General features: G+C 65.1%; 17 protein-coding genes. 12 read left to right on the top strand and 5 right to left on the bottom strand.

All coding sequences use genetic code 11. The features are described from left to right. Together DXK32_RS28855 and DXK32_RS28860 are read left to right on the top strand one after the other, a co-directional pair. Window positions 1-531: DUF2497 domain-containing protein (locus DXK32_RS28855; RefSeq protein ID WP_114861661.1), on the top strand; the 531-nt coding region annotated here is incomplete at its 5' end. Window positions 532-600: 69 nt separating this feature from the next. Beyond that, window positions 601-3,252 (top strand): valine--tRNA ligase, encoded by a 2,652-nt coding sequence (locus tag DXK32_RS28860; RefSeq protein WP_205215855.1) that lies wholly within the window; start codon window positions 601-603, stop codon window positions 3,250-3,252. Window positions 3,253-3,345: 93 nt separating this feature from the next. Here the strand turns inward: DXK32_RS28860 and DXK32_RS28865 are convergent, their stop codons facing one another. Continuing rightward, window positions 3,346-5,304, bottom strand: a complete 1,959-nt coding sequence (locus DXK32_RS28865; protein ID WP_114861647.1) for a methyl-accepting chemotaxis protein — start codon at window positions 5,302-5,304, stop codon at window positions 3,346-3,348. Between the two features lie 168 nt (window positions 5,305-5,472). On the opposite strand from DXK32_RS28865, the gene DXK32_RS28870 reads away from it, so the two are divergent. The 8 genes from DXK32_RS28870 (at window position 5,473) to DXK32_RS28905 (ending at window position 13,634) form a co-directional block, all read left to right on the top strand. Beyond that, on the top strand, window positions 5,473-6,297 hold the full coding sequence (locus tag DXK32_RS28870; protein WP_247877397.1) for a YdcF family protein: 825 nt from the start codon (window positions 5,473-5,475) through the stop codon (window positions 6,295-6,297). Window positions 6,298-6,402: 105 nt separating this feature from the next. Further along, the gene (locus DXK32_RS28875) at window positions 6,403-7,314 is read left to right on the top strand and encodes a septal ring lytic transglycosylase RlpA family protein (RefSeq protein ID WP_247877395.1); all 912 of its coding nucleotides are present in this window, start codon (window positions 6,403-6,405) and stop codon (window positions 7,312-7,314) included. A gap of 89 nt (window positions 7,315-7,403) precedes the next feature. Next, window positions 7,404-8,570 (top strand): D-alanyl-D-alanine carboxypeptidase family protein, encoded by a 1,167-nt coding sequence (locus DXK32_RS28880; RefSeq protein WP_114861650.1) that lies wholly within the window; start codon window positions 7,404-7,406, stop codon window positions 8,568-8,570. 87 nt (window positions 8,571-8,657) lie between these two features. Continuing rightward, complete coding sequence (tmk, locus tag DXK32_RS28885) at window positions 8,658-9,290, top strand: dTMP kinase (protein WP_114861651.1); 633 nt, start codon at window positions 8,658-8,660, stop codon at window positions 9,288-9,290. Between the two features lies 1 nt (window position 9,291). Further along, complete coding sequence (locus tag DXK32_RS28890; RefSeq protein ID WP_114861652.1) at window positions 9,292-10,410, top strand: DNA polymerase III subunit delta'; 1,119 nt, start codon at window positions 9,292-9,294, stop codon at window positions 10,408-10,410. A gap of 72 nt (window positions 10,411-10,482) precedes the next feature. Then, on the top strand, window positions 10,483-12,033 hold the full coding sequence (metG, locus tag DXK32_RS28895; protein WP_114861653.1) for a methionine--tRNA ligase: 1,551 nt from the start codon (window positions 10,483-10,485) through the stop codon (window positions 12,031-12,033). A 6-nt stretch (window positions 12,034-12,039) separates the two neighbouring features. Further along, a complete protein-coding gene (locus tag DXK32_RS28900) occupies window positions 12,040-12,837 on the top strand; it encodes a TatD family hydrolase (RefSeq protein WP_114861654.1) in 798 nt (265 codons plus the stop codon). Continuing rightward, window positions 12,834-13,634: an MBL fold metallo-hydrolase gene (locus tag DXK32_RS28905; protein WP_114861655.1), complete on the top strand. Its 801-nt coding sequence runs from the start codon at window positions 12,834-12,836 to the stop codon at window positions 13,632-13,634. The genes DXK32_RS28900 and DXK32_RS28905 overlap by 4 nt, the downstream gene beginning before the upstream one ends. Before the next feature lie 37 nt (window positions 13,635-13,671). Here DXK32_RS28905 and DXK32_RS28910 read toward each other — a convergent pair whose 3' ends face one another. Continuing rightward, window positions 13,672-14,865: a lysozyme inhibitor LprI family protein gene (locus DXK32_RS28910; RefSeq protein ID WP_114861656.1), complete on the bottom strand. Its 1,194-nt coding sequence runs from the start codon at window positions 14,863-14,865 to the stop codon at window positions 13,672-13,674. A 233-nt stretch (window positions 14,866-15,098) separates the two neighbouring features. On the opposite strand from DXK32_RS28910, the gene DXK32_RS28915 reads away from it, so the two are divergent. After that, entirely contained in the window at window positions 15,099-15,995 is an 897-nt protein-coding gene (locus DXK32_RS28915; RefSeq protein ID WP_114861657.1) for a DUF4384 domain-containing protein, read from the top strand. A gap of 7 nt (window positions 15,996-16,002) precedes the next feature. Here DXK32_RS28915 and DXK32_RS28920 read toward each other — a convergent pair whose 3' ends face one another. The 3 genes from DXK32_RS28920 to DXK32_RS32425 all read right to left on the bottom strand — a co-directional run bounded on the left by DXK32_RS28920 (window position 16,003) and on the right by DXK32_RS32425 (window position 18,557). After that, on the bottom strand, window positions 16,003-16,797 hold the full coding sequence (locus tag DXK32_RS28920) for a PP2C family protein-serine/threonine phosphatase (protein WP_114861658.1): 795 nt from the start codon (window positions 16,795-16,797) through the stop codon (window positions 16,003-16,005). A gap of 141 nt (window positions 16,798-16,938) precedes the next feature. After that, a complete protein-coding gene (locus DXK32_RS28925) occupies window positions 16,939-17,169 on the bottom strand; it encodes a hypothetical protein (protein ID WP_247877396.1) in 231 nt (76 codons plus the stop codon). Window positions 17,170-17,819: 650 nt separating this feature from the next. Further along, window positions 17,820-18,557, bottom strand: coding sequence for a hypothetical protein (locus DXK32_RS32425; protein WP_162801393.1), 738 nt, complete (start codon window positions 18,555-18,557; stop codon window positions 17,820-17,822). 855 nt (window positions 18,558-19,412) lie between these two features. Here DXK32_RS32425 and DXK32_RS32795 point away from each other — a divergent pair. Then, window positions 19,413-19,702 (top strand): hypothetical protein (locus DXK32_RS32795; RefSeq protein ID WP_205215856.1); only part of this gene is annotated, 290 nt, incomplete at its 3' end.

The following is a 19,702-nucleotide window of genomic DNA, read 5'->3' on the forward strand; positions in this document are numbered from 1 at the left end:
CCGCTTCCCCCCATGGAGGATGACGACGATGACGTCCTGGAACTCACCCAGATGCTCCAGGATGAGGGGAGGGACGAACCCGACGAGCCGGAGCCCGATCCGTGGCGCGATGAGCCGGCCTTCGGTGGCATGGCCGACCCGGAGCCGGTGTTCCACGAACCGGACCCCGAGCCACCGCCCCCGCCGCCGCGGCCGGCTGTGAAGCGTCCGGCGCCGGCTTTCGACGATTTCGACGATGACGAGCCGCCTCCGCCGCGGCCGCGCATCCGTCCGTCCGCTCTCGACGACGGGCTCATCTCCCGCCGGGTGGCCGAGGAGTCGTCCCATCATTTCACGCATCTGGCGCGCCAGCTTGGCGATGACCTGTCCATCGGTCCGATGCCGGTCGGCGTCCGCACCGTAGAGGAGGTCGTCCGTGAGCTGTTGAAGCCGCTGCTGAAGGAGTGGCTGGACGAAAACCTGCCGACCATCGTCGAGCGGCTGGTGCAGCAGGAAATCGACCGGATGATCCGGCGCTCCCAGAAATTCTGAGCGGCGTCACGCCCGCCACGCATTCCGGCCACGCATACCGTTTGAATTCGTAAGCGAAAGTTCCTGGTGATGTTGGAAAAGACGTACCGGCCCGCCGAGGTCGAGGAAAAGCACTACCGGCTGTGGGAAGAGACGGGCGCGTTCGCGGCGAAGACCGAGTCGAACGGCAAGCCCTACACCATCATGATGCCGCCGCCGAACGTGACCGGCAGCCTGCACATGGGCCACGCGCTGACCTTCACGCTCCAGGACGTTCTGACCCGCTACAACCGGATGCGCGGGCGCGACGCCTTGTGGCAGCCCGGAACCGACCACGCCGGCATCGCGACCCAGATGGTCGTGGAACGGAACCTCGCCAAGGAAGGCAAGACGCGCCACGACTTCGGCCGCGACGCCTTCATCGACAAGGTGTGGGAGTGGAAGGCCGAATCGGGCGGCACCATCACCCGCCAGCTCCGCCGTCTCGGCGCCTCGCCCGATTGGCCGCGCGAGCGCTTCACCATGGACGAGGGGCTGAGCCGCGCCGTCCGCAAGGTGTTCGTGGAGCTGCACAAGCAGGGCCTGATCTACAAGGACAAGCGGCTGGTCAATTGGGACCCCAAGCTGCACACCGCCATCTCCGACCTCGAGGTCGAGCAGAAGGAGATCAAGGGCAACCTCTGGCACTTCCGCTATCCGATCGAGGGCGAGGCCGACCGCTTCATCGTGGTCGCCACCACGCGCCCGGAAACCATGCTGGGCGACACCGGCGTCGCCGTGCATCCGGAGGATGAGCGCTACAAGGACCTGATCGGCAAGAACGTCGTCCTGCCGCTGGTCGGCCGCCTGATCCCCATCGTCGGCGACGAATATGCCGACCCGGAAACCGGCTCGGGTGCCGTGAAGATCACCCCGGCCCACGACTTCAACGACTTCGAGGTCGGGCGGCGCAACAACCTCGCGGCCATCAACATCATGGACCGCGACGCCCGCATCACCGGCGACGAGGTCCCCGAGGCCTACCGCGGGCTCGACCGTTACGAGGCGCGCAAGAAGGTCGTGGCCGAGCTGGAGGCGCTGGGCCTGCTGGAGAAGATCGAGCCGCACACCCACATGGTGCCGCACGGCGACCGTTCCGGCGTGGCCATCGAGCCCTGGCTGACCGACCAGTGGTACGTCGACGCCGCCACGCTCGCCAAGCCGGCCATCGAGGCGGTGGAGACCGGCAAGACCGTGTTCGTTCCCAAGCAGTGGGAGAACACCTATTTCGAATGGATGCGCAACATCCAGCCCTGGTGCATCAGCCGCCAGATCTGGTGGGGCCACCAGATTCCCGCTTGGTACGGCCCGGACGGCCATTTCTTCGTCGAGGAGACCGAGGAGGCGGCCATCGCCGCGGCCAAGGCCCATTACGGCCAGGACGTGGCGCTGACCCGCGACCAGGACGTTCTGGACACTTGGTTCTCGTCGGCCCTGTGGCCCTTCTCCACGCTGGGCTGGCCGGACGAGACTCCGGAGCTGGCGCGCTATTACCCGACCGACGTGCTGGTGACGGGCTTCGACATCATCTTCTTCTGGGTCGCCCGGATGATGATGATGGGCCTGCACTTCATGAAGGACGTGCCCTTCCGGACGGTCTACATCCACGCCCTGGTCCGCGATGAGAAGGGCCAGAAGATGTCGAAGTCCAAGGGCAACGTCATCGACCCGCTGGAACTGGTCGACCAGTACGGCACCGACGCCCTGCGCTTCACCCTGACGGCCATGGCCGCCCAGGGCCGCGACATCAAGCTGGCGGTCAGCCGCGTCGAGGGCTACCGCAACTTCGCGACGAAGCTGTGGAACGCCGCGCGCTACACCCAGATGAACGGGGTGGCCCCGATCCCCGGCTTCAAGCCGGTCGGGCTGAGCCAGACGGTGAACCGCTGGATCGTCGGCGCCTTGGCGGAGGCGGCGAAGAAGGTCGGCGAGTCCATCGAGGCCTACAAGTTCAACGAGGCCGCCAACACCGCCTACGCCTTCACCTGGGGCACCTTCTGCGACTGGTACCTGGAGTTCACCAAGCCGATCCTGAACGGTTCCGACGAGGCGGCCATCGCCGAGACGCGGGCGACCACCGCCTGGGTGCTGGACGAGATCCTGCACATGCTCCACCCGCTGATGCCCTTCATCACCGAGGAGCTGTGGGAACAGCTGTCCGCCGACCGGGCGAACCGCCTGATCTCCGCCCGCTGGCCGGAGCATGGCGCGGAGCTGATCGACCCGGCCGCCCGCGACGAGATGGATTGGGTGGTGCGGGCGATCTCCTCGGTCCGCTCCATGCGGTCGGAGATGAATGTGCCGCCCGCGGCGCAGATCGAGCTGAAGTTGAAGGACGCCGGCCCGGAGAGCCTGAAGCGGCTGGACACCCACCGCGACCTGATCCTGCGCATGGGCCGTCTGGCCAGTGTCGAGCCGCTGTCCGGCCCGGTGCCGAAGAGCGCCGTCCAGGCCGTGCTGGACGAGGCCACGCTGATCCTGCCGCTGGAGGGCATTGTCGACCTCGACAAGGAGCGGGCGCGCCTGACCAAGGAGATCGAGAAGCTGTCCGGCGAGATCAAGAAGATCGACGCCAAGCTGTCGAACGAGCAGTTCGTCGCCAAGGCGCCGGAAGAGGTGATCGAGGAGCAGCGCGACCGCCGCGACACCGCGGAGCAGGCCCGCGACAAGCTGCAGAAGGCGCTGGAGATGCTGGCCGCGTAAGGCCGGTCATCTGGACCAGAAAAGCGAGAAAGGGCAGGGGCTTCGGCTCCTGCCCTTTCCTTTTGTCTGAAGAGTGCCGGACGGTGTGGCGCCTCAAATCTTGATCGATGACACGAAGCGGTCGGCGTCGGCTTCGAGCTGCCGGAGTTCGTCCGCCAACTGGGCGGCGGAGTAAATCATCTCGATGGCCGACTTGCCGGTCTCCGCGGCGGTGATCGCCATGGTGCTGACGCTCTCGGTTACCTCGTGGGTGTTATCGTTGGCCCGGCCCACGGCGCCGACGATCTCCTCGGTCTGCTCAAGCTGGTCGCGCACGGCGGCGGACACGTCCTCCGACAGGTGGGCGACCTCCTCCACGGTGGTCCGGATGGCCCGGATCGCCTCGACGACGGAGCCGGTGGCCTCCTGGATGGCGCCGACCTGACCGGCGATGTCCTCGGTCGCCTTGGCGGTCTGGTTGGCCAGGACCTTGACCTCCGACGCGACGACGGCGAAGCCCTTGCCAGCCTCCCCGGCACGGGCGGCCTCGATGGTGGCGTTGAGCGCCAGCAGATTCGTTTGCCCGGCGATGTCGTTGATCAGCCGGACGATCTCCCCGATCCGCTGCGAGCTGTCGGCCAGCGCCGCCACCGCCGAGTCGCTCTGCCGGGCGTGGTCCACGGCGCGGCGGATCGCCGTGCTGGAGGTGGTCACCCGCCCGCCGATCTCGCCGATGGAGGCTGAGAGGGTGCGCGACACGTTGTTGACGATGCCGACCACCTCGGAGGTCCGCTCCGCCTTTTCCGACGTGTCGAGCGCCTGATCCTTCATCTTCTCCGCGGTGTCGCGCAGGATGTGGGCGCCGTTGCGGATCTGGTCGGCGGCGTGGCTGACCGTGTGCAGCACGCGCCCGAAGGCCGAATCGAAATCCTGGGCGATCGCGCGCAGCGCGCTTTCCCGCTCCTCCTCCGCCCGCCGTTCGGCCCGGCGGGATTCCTGCTCCAGTTCATGCGTGCGCTGAAGATTCTCCTTGAACACACTGACGGCGCGGGCCATCGCGCCGATCTCGTCGCGCCGCCCGGTCTCCGGCACCGTGGCCGTCCGATCGCCGCCGGCCAGCCGCTCCATCACACCCTCGATCAGGCGCAGAGGCCGGGTGATGCTGCGGGCGACCAGCAGGCTGATGATCGCGAAGCCGACCAGAAGGACGGAGCCGACCTGGAGCACGTTGGCGATCACTTCGCCGCGCACCCGGTTCTGCGTCTCCACCGCCCCGGCCATGCCGGCGTTGGCCGAGTCCAAGAGGGCTTCGAAGCGGGGCACCATGGCCTGGAAGGCGTCGTTGAAGGTCTGCACCTCGGCCCGGAAGGCCTTGGTGGCGTCGACGAAGCGGCCGAGGTCGCTGCGGTAGGCGCGGGCCTGCTTCTCCAGCCTGGTCTGGGTCGCCGTGTCCAGGCCCGAATCAGCCAGGAAGAAGGTGAATTCGTTGAAGGCCTTGCGGTGGCCGGACAGCAGCGATTCGTCGCTGTAGATGATGAAGTCCTTCTCCATCTTCCGCATGGACTCCATGCGGCCGGTCAGCTTGTCGGCGTTCGGCCACTGCTTCAGCTCGTCCTCGATGGCGCGGGCCGAGGCGCGCAGGACGCCGCGCAGACCGCTGTCGTCGGACAGGCCCAGCTCCTTTGCCCGCGCGACGACCGAGGAGAAGCGCTCCTTCAGCGTGCCGATGCCGTGGGAGAGGTGGTTCAGCTCCTCCGGCGGCAGGCGTTCCACGCCGCGCTCCTTGAGATTGTCCAGCAGGCCGGAGGCCTCTTCCGCGTTCTTCGCGAAGGCCTCGGCCGCCGTCTCGTCACGGTCGGCCACGAAGCGCAGCGCCTGGAAGCGGAGGCGGCTGGCCCGGCGCTCGATGGCGGCGGTGTGCTCGTAGGCGTCGCGGAACTGGTCCAGCTCGGCGGTCGCCTCGAACATGCGCTGGGCGCCAACGGTGACCGTCCCACCCAGCAGGCCCAAAGTGACCACGGAGGCGGCGACCAGCAGCGCGATTCGCGTGCCGATGGACATGTTCGACAGCATATGCGGGAAATCCTCGGTTGCACGCGGACCTTACCCGCCACCGAAGACGCCGCTGTTACGGAATGATGGCGGATTCGTTACCGTGCCGTCGCCCCCTGGGCATCGCGGACAACCGTCCGTATCTAGAAGCCACGGGAAATCGAAAGGGGAGGTCGGCTGTTGTCCTTCGTGCTGTCGAAGCTGCTGTGGTTCCTGGTTTCGCCGGGCAATCTCCTCGTGCTGATCCTCACCGCCGGGACGGCGCTGCTGTTCACCCGCCGTCTCGCTCATTGGGGACGGCGGCTGGTCGTGGCGGTCACCGTCGGCTTCGTCGTCGTCATGGTCACGCCGATCGCCTCATGGGTCGCACTGCCCCTGGAGGAGCGTTTTCCCCGCCCCGATCTGCCGGCACGGGTGGACGGCATCATCATGCTGGGCGGGGCGGTGAACCCGCCGATCACCCGCGACCGCGGCGAGCCGTCCGTCAACGACGCGGCGGAGCGTATCCTGGGTTTCGCCGAACTGATCCGCCGCTACCCCCAGGCGCACGCCGTGTTCACCGGCGGCTCGGGGCGGCTGGCTGGGCAGGACGCCCTGGAGCTGCGCGAAGACCTTGCCGTCCGCGGCGCGCTTCGGCAGATCGGGATCGATCCCGACCAGGTGACCTACGAGAACGAGTCCCGCAACACCTGGGAGAACGCCCTGTTCAGCCAGCGGCTCGTCAAGCCGAAGCCGGGGGAGACCTGGGTTCTCGTGACCTCGGCCATGCACATGCCGCGGTCGGTCGGCATCTTCCGGCAGGTCGGCTGGGAGGTGATTCCCTATCCGGTCGATTACCGCACGCGCTTCGGCGGGCGGCCCTTCGTCCGCTTCGAATTCGACAAGCAGATCGACGCGCTCCAGGACCCGATCCGCGAATGGATCGGCCTCGTCGCCTACCGGCTGATGGGACGGACCGATTCGCTGTTTCCGGGGCCCGCCCATGACCGCACTGCAGCACAGGCGGGCTCCTGAGGGGTGTTGCGCGGTTGGCGCGGCGAGGTAACTCGGCTAGAGTGTCGCCACCAGATTTAGCGGGGTGGGACCATGCGACGCGCGCATATGCTGAGGGGGGCAGTCGTGCTCGCAGGAGCGCTGACGCTCGCCGCCTGCGCGTCCGCGCCGCCCGCGCCATCCTCGTCAGGCCTGCCGCGCAGCGGCGTCTACAAGGTCGGCAAGCCTTATCAGGTCAACGGTGTCTGGTATTATCCCGCCGAGGATTACTCCTACAGCGAGACCGGGATCGCCTCTTGGTATGGGCCGGGATTCCACCAAAAGGTCACCGCCAACGGCGAGGTTTACGACCAAAATGAGCTGACGGCCGCGCACAAGACCTTGCCCATGCCAAGCCTCGTGCGCGTCACCAATCTCGACAACGGCCGGTCGTTGGTTGTTCGCATCAACGACCGCGGCCCCTACGCCAACGGGCGAATCATCGACATGTCGCGGCGCGGCGCGCAATTGCTTGGGTTCGAAGGCACCGGCACGGCCAAGGTGCGCGTCCAGATTCTGGCCGAGGAAAGCCGCGCGGTCGCCGCCGCGGCCCGCCAGGGCACGCCGGCCCCGATGCTGGCGGAACTGGACGGCCCGCCGCCGAAGGCCGCCCCCCGCGGTTCGGTGGAGGTCAACGGCGCCGCCCGTCCGACCCCTGCCGCGGTCACCCGCGCCCCGGTGCCGCCGCCCACGACGGTGGCCGGCGACATGGTGGATGGCCGCTTCGTTCCGGCCCCGGTGGTCGCCGAGCTGCCGGTGAAGCCCTACGAGCAGATCTATGTCCAGGTCGGCGCCTTCGGCAGTCCGGACAACGTCACCCGCGTGCGGGCCCGTCTGGCCTCGCTCGGTCAGCAGGCGCAGGTCACCCAGACGGTCGCCGGACGGCAGCGTCTGCAGCGTGTGAGGGTGGGGCCGCTGGCCAGCGTGGACTCCGCCGACGCCGTTTTGAACCAGATCCTCCAAGCCGGCCTTACCGACGCCAAAATCGTGGTTGATTGATCTCCCGCGAGCCCAGTCCAAGCTTGGCCCGGCACCGGGCCTCGTTCCGTTTCACGTCTTGTCCAGTCCGCGTTTCGAAGGGAGTTGTCATGGTCGCTGTCGTCCGCACCCGCGTTGCCCGCACCCGTTTCGCCATGGGCCTTGCGGTCGCGCTGTTCGCGGCGGGGGTGGGGCCGGTGGCTCACGCCGCCAGCATCGAAACCATCGCCAAGCAGGCGATCCTGGTCGATATCACCTCGAACACCGTGCTGTTCGAGAAGAACCCCGATCAGCGCATGGCGCCGTCCTCGATGAGCAAGATCATGACGATGTACATGGTCTTCGATTCGATCAAGGAGGGCCGGCTGACGCTGGACAGCACGCTGCCGGTGTCGGAGCGCGCGTGGCGGATGCAGGGCTCCAAGATGTTCGTGGAGCTGCACAACAACATCAAGGTCGACGACCTCATCAAGGGCGTGATCGTGCAGTCGGGAAACGACGCCTGCATCGTCTTCGCCGAAGGTCTCGCCGGCTCCGAATCGGCCTTTGCCGAGCGCATGAACAAGCGCGCCCGCGAGTTGGGGCTGAAGGACACCAACCTGACCAACGCGACGGGCTGGCCCGACCCGAACCACTACATGACCGCCCGCGATCTTTCGATCCTGGCCGAGCATCTGATCAAGGACTTCCCGGAATACTACCACTACTATTCGATCCGGGAGTTCAAGTACCACGGCATCAACCAGGGCAACCGCAACCCGCTGCTCTACCGCGGCATGGACGTGGACGGCATGAAGACCGGCCACACCGAGGCTGGCGGCTACGGCCTGACCGCCTCGGCGGAGCGGGAAGGGCGCCGTCTCATCCTGGTGGTCAACGGCCTGCCGAACATGCAGGCCCGCGCCGACGAATCGGCCCGGCTGATCGAGTGGGGCTTCCGCGAATTCGCCACCTACGCCCTGTTCAAGGCGGGCGAGACGGTCGATCAGGTGCCGCTGTGGCTGGGCGCGCAGGACAGCGTGCCGGTCACCGTGCCGGAGGACATGAAGGTCACCATGGCCCGCGCCGACCGCAGCGGCATGAAGGTGTCCCTGGTCAGCAACGCCCCGGTCGCCGCCCCGGTCAAGAAGGGCGACGTGGTCGGCAAGGTCGTGGTGTCGGCGCCGGGCTTCCCGGGCAAGGAGTTCCCGGTGGTCGCCGCCCAGGACGTGGAGAAGCTGGGCTTCGTGGGCCGCGCCCTGGCGGCGGCGAAGTTCCTCATTTTCGGGGCGAGCTGATTGGTGTAAGCCGGCCCGTCACCGCCGGATTTCGGCCGACGGTGGATTTCGGAAGGCGGCGGGCCTCATCACCATCGGGAGCAGACCATGACGCGCGGGCGGTTCATCACGCTGGAGGGCGGCGAAGGGGCGGGCAAGACCACCCAGATTCGCCTGCTCGCCGACGCGCTGATCGGTTGGGGAAAGCGGGTCGTGCTGACCCGCGAGCCCGGCGGCTCGCCGGGCGCCGAGGAGATCCGCGGCCTTCTGGTGTCCGGCGAGACCGGGCGCTGGGGTCCGGTGACCGAGGCCTTGCTGCACACCGCCGCCCGCCGCGACCATCTGGAGCGCACCGTCTGGCCGGCTCTGGAAGCCGGGCATTGGGTCATCTGCGACCGTTTCTTCGACAGCACGATGGCCTATCAGGGCTATGGGCTGGGGCTGGGGCGCGAGCTGGTCGCCACGCTCCAGGCCACGGCCCTGGGCGATTTCCGGCCCGACCTGACCCTGATCCTCGATTTGCCGGTGGAGGACGGGCTGGCCCGCGCCGTCGCCCGGCGCGGCGGGGAGGACCGCTACGAGCGCATGGACGTCGCCTTCCACCACCGCCTGCGCGACGGCTTTCTCGACATCGCCGCGCGGGAGCCGGAGCGCTGCGTGGTCGTTGACGCCGGTCACCCCGTGGAAGCGGTCCAAGCGGCCATTCTGGACAGCGTGACGCGCCGCCTGGGAGCTTCCTGACGTGAGCCGAGCCCGCGCGCCCGAACCGGTCGCGGAGGAGGATGCCTTCGCCCCGCGCCGCAACCCCGATCTGACCGGCCATGACGACGCCGAGCGCCTGCTGCTCGACGCCTGGAACTCTGGGCGCCTGCCGCACGCCTGGCTGATCGGCGGCCCGCCGGGAATCGGCAAGGCGACGCTGGCCTTCCGCTTCGCCCGCTTTGTCCTGTCCCAGGGGCTCGAGCCGCCGGACGCCGGCCTGTTCGGCGCACCGCCGCCGCCCGCCTCCCTGGCGCTGTCCCCGGAGGCCCCGGTCTTCCGCCGCGTCGCGTCGGGCGGTCACGCGGATTTGCTGACCGTGGAGCGTCAGCGCGACGAGAAGCGTGACCGGCTGAAGCGCGACATCGCCGTGGACGATGTGCGCAAGATCGGCCCGTTCCTGCGCAAGACCGCCGCCGAGGGCGGCTGGCGCGTTGCCGTGATCGACGGCGCGGACCGCATGAATCTCAGTGGCTTGAACGCCATTCTCAAGATTTTGGAAGAGCCGCCGCCGGGCGCGCTGCTGCTTCTGGTCAGCGACAATCCCGGCGGCATGCTGCCGACCATCCGCTCCCGCTGCCGCAAGCTGACGCTTCAACCGCTTCCTGAGGAAACGGTTCTCAACCTGTTGGTCCAGCATCGTCCGGACCTCGGCGACGACGACCGGGCGGCGCTCGCCCGGCTGGCGGAGGGCAGCATCGGGCGGGCCATCGGGCTGGCCGAGGCCGGCGGGCTCGACCTCTACCGGGAACTGATCGGCCTGCTCGCCACCCTGCCGCGGCTGGACATCACCGCCGCCCACGCCTTCGGCGACAAGCTGACCCGCAAGCAGGACGATGGGCTGTACGAGACGGCCACCGACCTGCTCGTCTGGTGGCTGGCCCGCTTCGTCCGGTCGCTGGCCCGCGGCGCCTGGCCGGCGGAGGTGGTGGCCGGGGAGGCCGCCCTGATGACCCGTCTGGCCAACGCCCGCGGCCTTGAACGTTGGGTGGAGGTGTGGGAAAAGGTCCAACGCCACTTCGCCCGTGCGGAATCCGCCAATCTCGACCGCAAACAGGTGGTCCTGAACGCCTTGGCGACGCTGGAAGCGGCTGCTACTTAACACGGACGACACACCACGCCCATCCGGACCGGCGCCACGCCGGGCCGGCGCATTCTCGGGAGAGCCTCTGCCATGACCGGGTCGAAGACCTTCTACCTGACGACTCCGATCTATTACGTGAACGACGTGCCGCACATCGGGCACGCGTACACCACGCTCGCCTGCGACGTGCTGGCCCGCTTCATGCGGCTGGACGGCTATGACGTGAAGTTCCTCACCGGCACCGACGAGCACGGCCAGAAGGTGGAGAAGTCCGCCATGAACGCCGGCATTGCGCCGCAGGAGTTCACCGACCGTGTGTCGAAGAATTTCCGCGACCTCGTCTCGCTGATGAACTTCTCCAACGACGACTTCATCCGCACCACGGAGCCGCGGCACATCGCGTCGGTGCAGGAGCTGTGGCGCCGCCTGGAATCGGCCGGCGAGATCTATCTCGGCAGCTACGCCGGCTGGTATTCGGTGCGCGACGAGGCCTTCTACGGCGAGGACGAGCTGACCACCTCGCCGTCTGGCAAGAAGATCGCCCCGACCGGCGCCGAGTGCGAGTGGGTGGAGGAACCGTCCTACTTCTTCCGCCTGTCGGCGTGGCAGGACCGCCTGCTGGAATTCTACGAGCAGAACCCGGACTTCATCGCTCCCGCCGGCAAGCGCAACGAGGTGATGGCCTTCGTGAAGTCGGGGCTGAAGGACCTGTCGGTCAGCCGCACCACCTTCAAGTGGGGCATTCCGGTGCCCGGCAATCCCGACCACATCATGTATGTCTGGCTGGACGCCCTGGCCAACTACATCACCGCGGTCGGCTTCCCGGACGAGGGCGGCGAGTACGCCAAATACTGGCCGGCCAACCTGCACATGGTCGGCAAGGACATCCTGCGCTTCCACGCCGTCTATTGGCCGGCCTTCCTGATGGCCGCCAAGCTGGCCCCGCCGAAGCGCGTCTTCGCGCACGGCTGGTGGACCATCGAAGGCCAGAAGATGTCGAAGTCGCTGGGCAACGTCATCGCGCCGGAGACGCTGGTCAACACCTACGGCCTGGACCAGACCCGCTACTTCCTGCTGCGCGAGGTGCCGTTCGGCAACGACGGCGACTTCTCGCACAAGCAGATGGTGCAGCGGATCAACGGCAACCTCGCCAACGACTACGGGAACCTCGTGCAGCGCTCGCTGTCGATGATCGGCAAGAACTGCGGAGCCGCCGTGCCGCAGCCGGGCGCCTTCACCGAGGCCGACGAGGCCCTGCTCGGCGCCGCCCGCAACCTGCTGCCGATCGTCCGGGCGGAGATCCAGTCGCAGGCCTTCCACAAGGCGCTGGACGCCATCTGGGCAGTGATCGGCGACGGCAACCGTTATGTGGACGAACAGGCGCCCTGGGCGCTGAAGAAGACCGATCCGGCGCGCATGGCCACCGTGCTGTACGTGCTGGCCGAGACCATCCGCCACCTCGCCATCCTGACCCAGCCGATCATGCCGGAAGCCTCGGCAAAGATCCTGGACCAGCTGGCGCAGGGACCGGAGGCCCGCGGGTTCGACCGGCTGGGGGCGGGTGGGGCGCTGGTCCCCGGCACGCCGCTGCCCACGCCGCAGGGCGTGTTCCCGCGCTATGTGGACGAAGCGAAGAGCTGACGAACGATGCTGGTCGATAGCCACTGCCATCTCGACTTTCCCGATTTCGCCGAGGAGCTGGACGCGGTCGTCGACCGTGCCCGGCAGGCGGGGGTGGGGCGGATGGTGACCATCTGCACCTACCTGTCGCGCTTCGACCGCATCCTGGCGGTCGCCGAACGGTACGACGACGTCCTGTGCTCGCTCGGCGTCCATCCGCATCAGGCGGCGGAGGAGATCGCCGGGGTGTCCGTCGAACGCCTCGTCGAGCTGTCGACGCACCCGAAGGTGATCGGGCTGGGCGAGACCGGGCTCGACTATTTCTACGACAAGAGCCCGCGCGACGTTCAGCAGGACTGCTTCCGCCGGCACATCCGCGCCAGCCTGGAGACCGGCCTGCCGCTGATCGTGCACACCCGCGACGCCGACGACGACACCCTGCGGATCGTCCGCGAAGAGGCCGCCGGCCAGCCGGTCAACGGCTTGCTGCACTGCTTCAGCTCCGGGCGGCAACTCGCTGAAGAAGCACTCGATTTCGGCTTCTACATCTCCTTGTCCGGGATCGTCACCTTCAAGAAGTCGGAGGACCTTCGGGCCATCGTGAGGGACGTTCCGCTGGACCGGATTCTGGTGGAGACGGACGCGCCCTATCTGGCGCCGATTCCGTTCCGCGGCAAGCGCAACGAACCGGCCTATGTTGCCCACACGGCGGCCTGCGTCGCCGAGGTCAAGGGCGTGGACGCGGCGGAGATGGCCCGGATCTCCACCGAGAACTTCTTCCGCCTGTTCCCCCGCGCCGGCACGGCCGAACAGGCCGTTGCATGACCGGTCAACGGGTCACGATCCTCGGCTGCGGCGGATCGCGGGGGGTCCCCGTGATCGGTCTCGGCTGGGGCGCTTGTGACCCGGCGAACCCGAGGAACCGCCGGATGCGCCCGTCCGTCCTGGTGGAGTGGGGGCGTGACCGGAACGGGCAGGGTGATGGTGTGAGCCTCCTGGTCGACACCTCGCCGGACCTGCGCCAGCAGCTTCTCGACGCCGATGTGCGTCGGCTCGACGCCGTGCTGTGGACGCACCAGCACGCCGACCATGCCCACGGCATCGACGAGCTGCGGGAACTCTGCCGGGCGATGCACGCGCCCATCGACGCCTACGGGCGCGCCGACGATCTAACCGAGTTGGAGCGGCGCTTCGCCTACTGCTTCGAGCCTTTGCGCCCCGGCGATCCTTTTTACCGCCCGGTGCTGACCCCCCATGCGGTGGAGGGTCCGTTCGACGTGCGTGGTCACCGGATCGTGCCGTTCGAACAGGATCACGGCTACTTGAAGACCCTCGGTTATCGGTTTGATAAATTTGCTTATTCGACCGATGTTGTGAGATTGGATGAAGACGCCTTCGCGGCGTTGGAGGGCGTCGAGGTGTGGGTGGTCGACTGCGCCCGCATCGAGCCGCCGCACCCGGTCCATGCCCATCTCGCCCTCACGCTGGAGTGGATCGCCCGCGTGCGACCCAAGCGGGCCTACCTGACCCACATGGACCAGACCATGGACTACGACACGCTGTGTCGGCTGCTTCCCGCCGGTGTCGAGCCCGCCTACGACGGGCTCGTCATCGAGCTCTGAGCCGGCGGGTTCGACGGCGAATGGGGCAGGGTGACCGTCAGTCGTCCGGCATGATGAGGCCGAGCCGGCCAGCGATGAACCGGTCCGCGGCCGCCCTTGCCGCCTGATCCGCCGTCTGGGGATTCAGCCTGAACTTCTCCCTATAAAGCTTTGATGTTGCTGTGATGGCAGCGGGCAGGGCGTGCGCGGCAGCGTGGTACTCCTTCTCCGGCCAAGCCTCGAAATCGCTCCAGGACCGGAAGGCGGCCACGGCCTTTCCACGCTGCTCGGCCATCTTCCTGGCCTCGGCGGACATCGGCGACTCCAGAAGCGTGCTGGGCACCAGCGACGCCTGGAGGTCGTCCACTTCGAATTGGCGCTCGTAGCCGTGACGAATGCTGCCGCGCTCCACCAGGGCCGGTTCGATGGCCGGGTCGATGTGAGCGGAGACGGTCTTCCATTCCGGCAGGTCGAACACCGAGGATGGCGGGGTGCACAGCCCAGGCGTCTCGTCGCGCGCGTTGCCCCAGAAGGCGCCGAAGGCCTCGAACGCCGGTTGCCCGTGCTTGGTGAACAGGAAACAGGGCGCGTCCATCTCCGTGGTCGACAGGACGTGGCGCAGGAACAGCAGCAAAGTGCCCAGCGGTGCGCCCGGAACATCGCCGAGATTCGCCATCTCTTCATGGAGATAGGGATCTTTCGGAAGATCCTGGTTCAGGATTTCATCGACCAGCCGGCGCACGGTGGCGTCCTTGTCGGGCACCGCCACCGTGCCGCTTTGATAAAGATAGACCAGCCATGCCTTTGCCGGCGCGCCGTTGTGGCCCTGAAGCGCCGCGGCGGCGGCCTTGGCGTCCTTCGGGATGCCGGCGACGATGGTGGACAGCTTTTTCTGAGCCGCCGAATTCTGGGCGGCGAGATCGGCGGCGCGGGCCTCGTACAGGGCGCGGCAGGCCGGGATGGCGGACTTGTCGGCGCAGACGCCGTCACGCTCGGCCAGGAATGCCTTCTGTGCGCGTTCGATGGCGTCCCGGCCATCGGTCGGCGTGTTTCCCAAGGTGTCACGCAGGAGCGCCGCCAAATCCTCAGCGGCAACCTTCAGATCGGCACTCGCGCAGATGGTCCGGTCCGCGCGACTGGCCGGCTTGGCGCAATCCGGGGGCGTTTGGGCCGAGGCGGCAAACGGAAGCAGACACAGAGACAGCACGGGGCCAAAAAGCCATGAGGAACAAAGCCACGAGGAACGAGGCATAAAGCGCAGCCTTCATCGAGGGAATGGATGTGGAAACGAACCGCGACGATAGTCCATCGGCTGGAACGCCGGAAGGGACGGATTGGTGCCCTGCTCGCTTCCTTTCGATTTTATTTTCCATAATACAGATTATATGACTGACCTCGGCCTCCGAGGCTCCGTCTCTCCACCCTTGGCGTTGCCCAAAATGCGCGCTACATAAACCGCAGTTTATAGCGAACGGTCAGGTTCCGGTGAAGCACGCCTACGCGCCGATGACATGGCGGCTAACATGGCCGCTGACATGGCGATTGCGCTGCTCGGCAGCACTGCTCGCCGCTGCCATCGCAGGCGCCATGACGGCCTGGACGGGTCATGCCGATGCGGCATCCGCGGCGTCCGATGCCTCGGCGGAAAGCGAGGCCGTTCCAGTGCAGGCAATCCCCACACCGGACGACCCGCCGGTTCCCACCGTGCCCGACCTGTCGGCGTTGCGGACGGCCCTGGCGGAGTTCCATTGCGCCGAACTGGAGGTCGCGATCGGCAAGGACCAGCGGATTGCGATTTCCGGCCTGACCGCGGGCGACACCGATCCGGACAGTCTCGCGCTGCTCGCCCAGGATTACGCCGCCGGCCATCGGGCCGCCGTAGACGTCGAGCGGGCGTCCCCTGCCCTGTGCGAACCTCTGACTCTCATCAGCGCACACAGGACCACCAACGCCGGCTCGGCGACGCCCGTATCGATCCACCTCAAGGGTGGAGCCGGCGGCGCGGCTTTGGACGGCGGCCAGAACCTGGTGTTCGACGTGACCGCCCCTGATTTTCCGGCTCATCTTCAGGTGGATTATTTCACGTCTGACGGAGATGTCGTTCATTTGCTGCCGAATTCGTTGGAGATCAGCGGTCGTGTCGACGCTGGAGCGGTCCGCCGCCTGGGAGAGCGCGGCGCCGGTGGACGGTTCTGGAGCATCGGGCCGCCTTACGGTCACGAGTTGATCGTCGTGATCGCGAGCCCCACGCCTCTGTTTGCGTCGCCGCGCCCTGAAGCCGAGCCGGCGGCATCCTATCTCCCGGCTTTGAAGCAGGCCTTGGACGCCGCCGCGCCGACCACTGTCGCCACCGCGCGATTCTTGAAAACCAGGGCGCCTTGACGGTCGATCAGGCCGGACGAAGGACGAAGCGGGCAAGGATAAGGGTGATGTTGTCCGGCCCACCCGCTCCGTTGGCGAGATCGATCAGCCGGTCGCAGACCTCCTCGGCGGCGAGGGCCGGCTGTTGGGTGAGAATCCGTTGAATCAAGCCTTCCGGCACGATTCCGGTCAGCCCATCCGAGCACAAAAGGTAGAGATCATCGGGCTGCAGATCGTGGATGGCGACATCCGGCTCCACATGGTCCGCGGTGCCGAGCGCGCGGACGATGATGTTGCGCTGGGGAGCCTGCCCGCGCCGCCCGTTGTCGAGCCAGACCTGGTAAAGGCTGTGATCGCGCGTCAACAGGCGCAACGCGCCGTCGCGCAGACGATACAGCCGACTGTCTCCAGCATGGAACACCACCACGCGCCCGGTGCCCGGAACCCGCCAGAGCCCCACCAGCGTGGTGCCCATGCCGCGCCCTTCGGCATAGCCGCGCTGCCGGTTCAGGGCGTTGATCCGGCGGTTGGCGGCGGTCACCGCGGAACGCACCGTCGCGGCGGCGTCCGCCGCCGCCCTCTCCTCCTCGACCGGGGATGGCGTCCGATCACTCCCGGTCCGGTTCTGGGCGGCGATAACGGCGGCCACGACCTCCACCGCGGTCCGGCTGGCGATGTCGCCGCCGGCGTGGCCCCCCATGCCGTCGCAGATCAAGGCCAAACCGCGCGCCGGGTCGAGGTGGAACGAGTCCTCGTTGCGCGAGCGGACACGGCCAACATCCGTTTGTCCGGCGGCGTTCATCTCGATCAGGGCGGAATGCATCACGCGAACGGCTCCAACGCGTTACAGCCGAACCAGCTTCCTGGAAACAGCCTTCGGCAACGCGAAAAACCGCCTCGGCTTTGCGCAATAATGGCGGAGAGCGTGCGAATTGAACAGCGGGAAAGGACCCGTCCAAAAGCCTCAGACGCTGACGTCGAGGAGCGTGCCGCGCTGCTTGCCGCCGTAGCCGGCGCCGTTGGTGCGTGCCTGAACCGCCGCCGTCTGCGCGTCGATGGCCTGCCCCGACTGGGTCGCGTTGCGGGTTTCCCGCGTCGGGTCCATCTTCCCGACCGCCTGGGTTGCCTGGACCGTCTGGGTGCGGACGGTAGGGGTGGTCTGCTGCGCCGCCTGGACCGCCGGAGACATGGCCATCTGCATCGCCGGTGTGATCGGCGACTGAGGCTTTGCCATCGGTGGCATATTGAGCGGGTTCAACTGCATGCTGAAAAGATGCGCCCGCGCATCCTCTGGTTCAAGGTCCGAATCGCCGCAGCGGCCATTTCAAAGGCGAAGGCCGTATCAGCCTTCGCTTTTCCGCACTCTGCAAAATGACCGATCAGACCGCCGGCTGCTGCTGGGTGATGCAGTGGATGCCGCTGCTGTCGTTATCATATTGAAAAATAATGACTTATTTGCTATTTATAAATTGCCCAACATTAGACCAACAATTTGGTCCGGTACATCTAGTTCACTGGACTGCCCAAGCACGCCTGAAACGTGTTCAGATGATCCGTTGAACGATCACCAAGGCTGGCCCGTGCTGACCCACAGATGCCAAGCCTGTTCCAGGGCCTCAGCATCGTCTTCATCCTGACAGGCGATCCAATAAACCGAATCACCGGGGCCAAGCATGTCTTGATGGACGATCCCCTTCCCTCCGTGATCACGAGCACAATCGGTCATGTGGTTATAACTGTCCCGATAGATTACATGATTGACCAGTCGGGCGCGAAGTGTGGCGACAGCGGATCGGGCGCGAGCATGTTTCCCGCTGTCGAGATTATACGATTCCGGTAGCCGCCTCATCGGACCACCCCATGCGGCGGAATGGCACTTGTGAGCATGGGCTGCGTCATCAAGAAGTTTTGTTCACCACATCCCCATCCGATTTCGAACGCAGTGGCATCCTTAAATGACTGGAATACGAATGAAGATACGATTTCGGTCGGGGCGTCGATCAGGTCGCGCTTGACTTTTTCTTCGTACTTCACAGAAATATTTTGATCTACACACCAATCAAGCCGAAGGTCCACCACAGCTTTCTTGAAGAAAGCCTCGACCGGGACGCTACGAGGACAGAGTGAACGGATATTGTGATAGCTGAAACGGATGGTAACGACGCTTGAGCCAAGGCCATCCAGCAATGGGATTAGAGTTTCTGACTCGAATTCCCGAATACACCAGTCCGCCACAAGCGTCTTGAGAACAATATCCTTTTCTGGGATATCCCAGAATTCTGTCAGGCCAACGAAATTGGCTTTGATGCCTGCACGTCGAAATCTGTGCTCAAGACGCATTGCACATGGGTCCAATACCATACTCCACTTGCTACGCGGACACAGACGACTGAATGGTTCATCACCATGTGACAGATGTTCATTTAGCGACAGAACATCTGTGGAAAGTGGAAGTCGCACCAGAAATACGTCGTTGGATACGAGTATGATGCTAGGTCTAGCTCTCTCTTCCTGAACGTGCGCGGATTTGATGCTATTGATTAGAAAATTGACCTTGCCGGTTACTAGTGGAGCGGGGATCATCGTGCCCTCCGAACTCTCTTTGACACCTCGTCCTGCGCTTGATCAAAAATCATTAGAAGAATCTGTAGCGCCAAGTCATCCTGACCAGCTTTCATCAGGTTGGTGTGAAGGAATGTTAATGTTTCCACGCTAGAACGCTTCAAATCTACAGCATAGTTTGAAGCGCGGCACATGTACGCTTCACTAAAATGTCGGAGAGATCGTGTTAGCTTTCTATTTCTGAGTTCATGATAAAGGTTGTCAATCATATGAACACCGTAAATTTAATGATGGTTATATTTATGTTCGGACACCAAGCGTTTTCCGACGAAAATTTCTGATGTATTCGGTGAGGCGGTAGAATATCGGGGGGGGAGCCATAACTGTCTTAAAGTTTGAACTGTCCGTCAAAAAGCATTAATCCCAAACTGATGATTGATGACCTTGCATCCCACTAGTTGCCTCGGCAGCATGATCTGGTCGGGAACAGATTCTGCGCAACGCTGGCCGCAATGTCCAAATTAGAATATGCGGAGGATAATCGTGCAAGAACGATCAGAGGTTGTGATACCCAACCATAGGGGGGCCGAACCAAATTCCATTCGCTACATCGACGCCCAGTAGCTGACGGGCAAAGCATTCTTTGTCATTCGCTCTTCAATGGCAATCGACGAGACATGAATGCGCTGCTGATGCAGAGTATAGGGTTGGCACTCAGCAGTACAATGGTTTGATATTGTCAGTCGGCCAGTCAGCCAATATTGACACAATACAATAATCAATTACGAACGACCGAATAATTTTTCGACCATGGAGGTAATAGTGCCTTTTAGGTGGGGAGCTAAGATCATACTTGGGCTGCGCAGAAAACCTGAGGTGCTTGCAATCGTATTGATGTTTAGTGTAATCGCAGCCGTTATTACCTTCGGAAAAGATATGATTGACTTTGCAGATAAATTGCAAGTTTTACTAGGTTTTAAACCGGACTCTTTGCAGATTGCAGCAGAGGATGCCAAAGGAAGGTTTTCAAGGGAACTTACTCGGAGTGCTTGGAAACGTATGTTCTGGATGAGGCGTTACGGATTAGCTGTCGAGGATGGGTTGCCCACGCTAGCAGGCTGCGGAAAAACGAACATATTCCGGCCTTTTTCCTCCGCTGAGGCTTG

Origin of the sequence: Azospirillum brasilense, assembly GCF_003349955.1 — a bacterium.
Taxonomy (GTDB): Bacteria; Pseudomonadota; Alphaproteobacteria; order Azospirillales; family Azospirillaceae; genus Azospirillum; species Azospirillum brasilense_B.

Coding starts and splice junctions, on each gene's coding strand:
- DXK32_RS28905 (WP_114861655.1), top strand. CDS start 12,834: ATGACCGGTCAACGGGTCACGATCCTCGGCTGCGGCGGATCGCGGGGG.
- DXK32_RS28920 (WP_114861658.1), bottom strand. CDS start 16,797: ATGCATTCCGCCCTGATCGAGATGAACGCCGCCGGACAAACGGATGTT.
- tmk (WP_114861651.1), top strand. CDS start 8,658: ATGACGCGCGGGCGGTTCATCACGCTGGAGGGCGGCGAAGGGGCGGGC.
- DXK32_RS28910 (WP_114861656.1), bottom strand. CDS start 14,865: ATGCCTCGTTCCTCGTGGCTTTGTTCCTCATGGCTTTTTGGCCCCGTG.
- metG (WP_114861653.1), top strand. CDS start 10,483: ATGACCGGGTCGAAGACCTTCTACCTGACGACTCCGATCTATTACGTG.
- DXK32_RS32425 (WP_162801393.1), bottom strand. CDS start 18,557: ATGATCCCCGCTCCACTAGTAACCGGCAAGGTCAATTTTCTAATCAAT.
- DXK32_RS28900 (WP_114861654.1), top strand. CDS start 12,040: ATGCTGGTCGATAGCCACTGCCATCTCGACTTTCCCGATTTCGCCGAG.
- DXK32_RS28860 (WP_205215855.1), top strand. CDS start 601: ATGTTGGAAAAGACGTACCGGCCCGCCGAGGTCGAGGAAAAGCACTAC.
- DXK32_RS28865 (WP_114861647.1), bottom strand. CDS start 5,304: ATGCTGTCGAACATGTCCATCGGCACGCGAATCGCGCTGCTGGTCGCC.
- DXK32_RS28880 (WP_114861650.1), top strand. CDS start 7,404: ATGGTCGCTGTCGTCCGCACCCGCGTTGCCCGCACCCGTTTCGCCATG.
- DXK32_RS28925 (WP_247877396.1), bottom strand. CDS start 17,169: ATGGCCATGTCTCCGGCGGTCCAGGCGGCGCAGCAGACCACCCCTACC.